3 protein-coding genes, 2 tRNA genes and 2 rRNA genes are annotated in these 6,000 nt (G+C 49.4%); 5 read left to right on the top strand and 2 right to left on the bottom strand.

The window, feature by feature from the left end:
• The first annotated feature begins 18 nt into the window (after positions 1 to 18).
• The 4 genes from rrf to M1L66_RS26025 all read left to right on the top strand — a co-directional run bounded on the left by rrf (position 19) and on the right by M1L66_RS26025 (position 3,621).
• Positions 19 to 136, top strand: a 5S ribosomal RNA gene (rrf, locus tag M1L66_RS26040).
• 7 nt (positions 137 to 143) lie between these two features.
• A tRNA-Ala gene (locus M1L66_RS26035) sits at positions 144 to 216 on the top strand.
• Positions 217 to 528: 312 nt separating this feature from the next.
• A 23S ribosomal RNA gene (locus tag M1L66_RS26030) occupies positions 529 to 3,419 on the top strand.
• 130 nt (positions 3,420 to 3,549) lie between these two features.
• A tRNA-Gly gene (locus tag M1L66_RS26025) sits at positions 3,550 to 3,621 on the top strand.
• A 49-nt stretch (positions 3,622 to 3,670) separates the two neighbouring features.
• Here the strand turns inward: M1L66_RS26025 and M1L66_RS26020 are convergent.
• Together M1L66_RS26020 and M1L66_RS26015 are read right to left on the bottom strand one after the other, a co-directional pair.
• Positions 3,671 to 4,018 carry a hypothetical protein gene (locus M1L66_RS26020; protein WP_434688794.1) on the bottom strand — a complete coding sequence of 116 codons (348 nt, stop codon included), beginning with the start codon at positions 4,016 to 4,018 and terminating at the stop codon, positions 3,671 to 3,673.
• Positions 4,019 to 4,059: 41 nt separating this feature from the next.
• Positions 4,060 to 4,872, bottom strand: coding sequence for a choline-binding protein (locus M1L66_RS26015; RefSeq protein WP_434688793.1), 813 nt, complete (start codon positions 4,870 to 4,872; stop codon positions 4,060 to 4,062).
• Positions 4,873 to 5,126: 254 nt separating this feature from the next.
• Here M1L66_RS26015 and M1L66_RS26010 point away from each other — a divergent pair, with 254 nt between their 5' ends.
• Positions 5,127 to 5,999 (top strand): AraC family transcriptional regulator, encoded by an 873-nt coding sequence (locus M1L66_RS26010; protein ID WP_187024618.1) that lies wholly within the window; start codon positions 5,127 to 5,129, stop codon positions 5,997 to 5,999.
• Position 6,000: the final 1 nt, after the last annotated feature.

Raw genomic sequence — 6,000 nt, 5'->3', positions numbered from 1 at the left:
AAGAAAGACTAGAAAATTTCTGGTGCCGATGCGCTTAGGGGAAACACCCGTACCCATCCCGAACACGATGGTTAAGACTTAAGCGGCCGATGGTACTATGCTGGAGACGGCATGGGAGAGCAGGTGGGTGCCAGATTATCTATGGGGGTGTAGCTCAGTTGGGAGAGCACCTGCCTTGCAAGCAGGGGGTCAAGAGTTCGAATCTCTCCATCTCCATTCGGTATGAAGAAGGAAGCCGTCAGGCGGAATGAAGCATGCCAGCATGTACCTTGAAAACCACATATTGAATATATCTAGATAGATTCTTTTAAGGGATTTCGATCCTGAGAAAGAGTAAATCAAGACATCCGAGGTGTTATATCGTAACAGATATAACCGAAAAATTATAAACTCGTTATTACTGTAACGTACAGTGATAACAAACCTAAGACCAGAGATTCAACGCTATGAATCTTAGACGAGTAGCCCGCACCCTTAACAGGGTAAGCCCCCTCCTTAACAGTCAGGGGATGGTGCGAAAATCGAACTGGTTAAGCTATAAAGAGCGCAGGGTGGATGCCTTGGCACTAAGAGCCGATGAAAGACGTGATAAGCTGCGAAAAGCTTCGGGGAGGAGCAAATATCCTTTGATCCGGAGATATCTGAATGGGGAAACCTGGCTGAGCAAACCTCAGTCGGCGTATGGTGAATCCATAGCCATACGTTGGGAACCCGCTGAACTGAAACATCTAAGTAGGCGGAGGAAAAGAAAGAAAACTCGATTTCCAAAGTAGCGGCGAGCGAAATGGAAGGAGCCTAAACCGGCGTGCGTGCATGCCGGGGTTATGGACTGCTAAAAGTGACTCGTATGGTAACAGAACGGCCCTGGAAAGACCGGCCACAGAGGGTGAAAGCCCCGTATGTGAAACCAGAAGAGAGCGAGCAGATTCCAAAGTACCACGAGACACGAGAAACCTTGTGGGAATTCGGGGGGACCACCCCCCAAGGCTAAATACTCCTTAGTGACCGATAGCGCATAGTACTGTGAAGGAAAGGTGAAAAGGACCCCGGGAGGGGAGTGAAAAAGAACCTGAAACCCTGTGTTTACAAGCTGTGGAACCACATTTTAGGTGGAACCGCGTACTTTTTGTAGAACGGTCCGGCGAGTTGCCGGGACTGGCAAGGTTAAGCACTGAAGGTGTGGAGCCGAAGGGAAACCAAGTCTTAATAGGGCGAATAAGTCAGTTCAGGCAGACCCGAAACCGGGTGATCTACCCATGTCCAGGTTGAAGTTTCCGTAAAAGGAAATGGAGGACCGAACGCACATCCGTTGAAAAGGGTGGCGATGAGGTGTGGGTAGGGGAGAAATTCCAATCGAACCCGGAGATAGCTGGTTCTCCTCGAAATAGCTTTAGGGCTAGCCTCGTATTAGTTTAGCGGAGGTAGAGCACTGAATTCTTAAGGGGGCGTCAAAGCTTACCAAGAGATATCAAACTCCGAATGCCGCATAAATGATGTACGGGAGTCAGACTGCACGAGATAAGTTGGGTAGTCAAAAGGGAAAGAGCCCAGACCTACAGCTAAGGTCCCAAAGTGTGTGTTAAGTGGAAAAGGATGTGGGATTTCAAAGACAACTAGGATGTTGGCTCAGAAGCAGCCACACATTCAAAGAGTGCGTAATAGCTCACTAGTCGAGAGGTCCTGCGCCGAAAATGTCCGGGGCTGAAACACAACACCGAAGCTTAGGAATTGACGTAAGTCAATTGGTAGAGGAGCATTCTTAACTGCGGAGAAGCGTTACCGTAAGGAGGCGTGGAGTGTTAAGAAGAGAGAATGCCGGAATGAGTAGCGAGATGGAGGTGGGAATCCTCCAGGCCGAATATCTAAGGTTTCCAGAGTAAAGCTGATCTGCTCTGGGTAAGTCGGGGCCTAAGGCGAGGTCGAAAGACGTAGTCGATGGACAACAGGTTGAAATTCCTGTACCGCGTATTATCAGAACTGTGGGGACACAGAACCGAAGCCAAACCCGGGAATGAAAAGACCGGGGCAAGCGCCGGACTGGTTAGACTGGAAAATCCGTTTAACAACAGGAAAGCGTTAAGCGTACCGAACAAAAGTAGGGAAGTTGGTATAGGGGCTGTCAAGAAAAGCCGCTATTGTGTAATACGTGCCCGTACCGTAAACCGACACAGGTGGATGAGGAGAGAATCCTAAGGCCGGCGGGAGAAGCATTGTTAAGGAACTCGGCAAAATGACCCCGTAACTTCGGGATAAGGGGTGCCCACGAGAGTGGGCCGCAGAGAATAGGCTCAAGCAACTGTTTAGCAAAAACACAGGTCTATGCAAAACCGAAAGGTGAGGTATATGGGCTGACGCCTGCCCGGTGCTGGAAGGTTAAGAGGAGAGGTTAGGAGCAATCCGAAGCTTTGAATTTAAGCCCCAGTAAACGGCGGCCGTAACTATAACGGTCCTAAGGTAGCGAAATTCCTTGTCGGGTAAGTTCCGACCCGCACGAAAGGCGTAATGATTTGAGCGCTGTCTCGACAATGCACCCGGTGAAATTGAAGTACCAGTGAAGATGCTGGTTACCTGCGCCAGGACGGAAAGACCCCATGGAGCTTTACTCCAGCTTGATACTGGGATTCGGTGTCGCATGTACAGGATAGGTGGGAGGCTAAGAAGGTAGGATGCCAGTCTTACCGGAGCCATTGTTGGGATACCACCCTTGCGATATTGGGTTTCTAACCTGCGGCCATGACCTGGCCGGGGGACAATGTCAGGTGGGGAGTTTGACTGGGGCGGTCGCCTCCGAAAGAGTATCGGAGGCGCTCAAAGGTTCCCTCAGAATGGACGGAAACCATTCGAAGAGTGCAAAGGCATAAGGGAGCTTGACTGCGAGACTGACGGGTCGAGCAGGTACGAAAGTAGGACTTAGTGATCCGGTGGTATAAAGTGGGATTGCCATCGCTCAACGGATAAAAGCTACCCTGGGGATAACAGGCTTATCACTCCCAAGAGTTCACATCGACGGAGTGGTTTGGCACCTCGATGTCGGCTCATCGCATCCTGGGGCTGAAGTAGGTCCCAAGGGTTGGGCTGTTCGCCCATTAAAGCGGTACGCGAGCTGGGTTCAGAACGTCGTGAGACAGTTCGGTCCCTATCCGGCGTGGGCGTAGGATATTTGAGAGGAGCTGTCCTTAGTACGAGAGGACCGGGATGGACTGACCTCTGGTGTACCGGTTGGGTATCAAACCCATGGCCGGGTAGCCAAGTCGGGAAGGGATAAACGCTGAAGGCATCTAAGCGTGAAGCCCCCCTCAAGATGAGATATCCCATCGCAAGAGTAAGACCCCTTGAAGACGACGAGGTAGATAGGGCAGAGGTGGAAGCATGGCAACATGTGGAGCTGACTGTCACTAATAGGTCGAGGGCTTAACCAAGTTGGTTTAGGTTGTCAGAAATGGCAGAGGAAGTAAGAACGGATGAAAGATATGTACAATGTGTGGTTTTGAGGGTATATGCCCTAAGAGAAAACGGAGAGATGAGAGTCGCTTCGTTTTTATAGAATAAGCGCGAGTGGCTCAGTGGTGGAGTACAACCTTGCCAAGGTTGGGGTCGCGGGTTCGATCCCCGTCTCGCGCTCTTGTTATATAAGAAAACGGATTTCCAGAGATGGAAATCCGTTTTTGCGTTACACCCCAAAGTGTATCATATACTTCTGTTCATCGATCGCCTGGCTGATCTTGTCTGCAAGCGCAATCAGGTTGTGATCGTGATTGATTCTTTTGTCGCTGATCACGATATCCTGCAGTGCGGGGAGAGACTCCGGCGGGATTAAGGTAACACCATATCTGTCGAGGGCAAAGGAGGGGCGGCTGAGGGACTGTGTGTAGGTCCGGATCAACAGCAGCCGCGGCCACCAGTCATTGATATACTTGTCGTCATTGATGGCAACACAGCCATACTTCTGAGGTTCATATTTCACATAATTTTTTTCTGGATCGATTGTATCCATGATTCCAAATTCTGTCTTTATCATAAGCTCACCTGAATTCTACAGCAGCACAGTGTCCCGGTGGATTACCCGCAGGGAACAACTGTTTCAATTAACCGGTCGGCAGTTTCTTCGTCTGCGGCGATGGAGAAGAGATAGACCACTTTGTTGTCCTCATTTCGCAGGTAGACGTTCATCTCGAGGTTCTCCGGTATTTTACAGACCATTTTCTGATAAGTCTGGCCGGCCACGGTCACGGGCCGCGGGGCAGTCGGAGTCAGATCGTATTTCCCCCAGAATGCAGAAAATACATTGAGATCGTCCCTCAGAATCTGCTCCATTGGATCACTGTTATACTGAATGACGACTCCAAACAGCGACTGATCCGGAGTGACAGCCAGGAAATCGTAATAGCTTGGGATATAGTCATGAGCGGAAAGTACATTCAGTTCTTCGGCGGTCTGCACAAAGGTATATTCCGGCAGCGTAATACGGATTCCGGCCCAGGGATGCTCATAGACTGAATTCTCGAACCGGCCGGAGGGAAGATGGACGAAAAGAGGGTCCGTTATGGGCGTCTCTTTCCAGGCTCCCGAGCGTTCGAAGCTGTAGGTATGGCCTTCTATGTCGCGCGTGGTGTCGCTCACCATTATTCCATCGGCATCAAAGTAATACCAGCCGTTTCCATCCCTGATCCAGCCGCCGCGTATCAGGGTGCCGTCAGAGAGCGCATACTGCCATTGATTTCCCTTGTGCAGCCAGCCAGTGCTTTGACTCCTGCTGGCTGTGCTTACCGTGGCATATGCCTCCTGCGGCCGGACAGCCGAAACTGTACCTGCGAGTGCCAGGGACAGACATAATCCTGCGGAAATGGTAAGAAGACGTTGGTTTAATCTCATGAAGCTATGATCCTCCTGTCAGTAATACCGTCTTGCACGGTGAATTACAGTAAGTGTATCTCTTTTTGGATTGTCTGTCAAATATAAGGATGAATGAGCTGACGTTTAAATTTACAGAAGATGTATTATCCGTTATAATCAGGACAGAGGCAGTATCAGATAAGACAGCACACCGAGACGAAAGCGAATAAAGATAAGACCGTGCATTAAGACGAAAGAAAAGCAACCGGCCGGGGCTGGAAAGGGGTGGGAATGTGAGTGAACCTGTTGCAAAGCGCCAGATGTTTGAATATGACGGGGATAATCCGTTTCATATCTATAATATTCCCTATTATCCGTCGAGCAGTGATGAACTTCTGTTTAATCACTGGCACGAGGAACTGGAGATTGTTTATACGCTGCAGGGGAATAGTCTGCATTATATTGATGGGACCTGCATCAAGTCACAGCCGGGAAGGCTGATCGTCGTGAATTCAGAAAGCAGTCATAATATCATACCGGACCGCACGGTATATGGAAGCGGAAGAAAAGTGGTTATTGCGCTGCTTATTTCGCGGGAATTTCTGGAAGGAGTATTTCCGGATTTTAAAAACATGTATTTTCTCAATGAAAAGGAATTGACGACTCCGGAAATAGGGGATTTAATGATGAGGCTGTCCCATTACGGCGATGAGGCTGAGACGTCATGCTATGAGCGGATTTATATAAAAGGACTGGTACTCCAACTTCTCTACCATATCACGCAGGAGGGAGTGGCGGAGAAAAATGTGATCCTGCCGCTGAACAATCAAAAGAACATTGAGCGGCTGAAAGGCGTCCTTCAGTTCATCGAAAACCATTACATGGAAAAGCTTTCTCAGGCGGAGATCGCGGATAAGTTTTACTTTTCCAAAGAGTATTTCGCCCGTTTCTTCAAGAAGCACACGGGGATGACCTTTATCGAGTACCTGACGAAATACCGCCTTCAGAAGGCGCGGATGCAGTTGATGGCTTCTAATTCCGGAATTCTCGAGATTGCTCTCAATAATGGTTTCTCTGACGACCGGAGACTGATTCTGGCGTTTAAGGAGGAGTATGGCACAACCCCGTTCCAATATAGAAAAATGGAAAGAAATAAAGAAGAATAAA

This window comes from Hungatella sp. SB206, assembly GCF_051132295.1.
GTDB classification, from domain to species: domain Bacteria; phylum Bacillota; class Clostridia; order Lachnospirales; family Lachnospiraceae; genus Hungatella; species Hungatella effluvii.
Note: the sequence above shows the minus strand (reverse complement) of the source record. Positions and strands in the feature narration are given on the sequence as shown.

Excerpts from the sequence above, each read along its gene's own strand:
- M1L66_RS26020 (WP_434688794.1), bottom strand. The coding sequence starts at position 4,018 with ATGATAAAGACAGAATTTGGAATCATGGATACAATCGATCCAGAAAAA.
- M1L66_RS26015 (WP_434688793.1), bottom strand. The coding sequence starts at position 4,872 with ATGAGATTAAACCAACGTCTTCTTACCATTTCCGCAGGATTATGTCTG.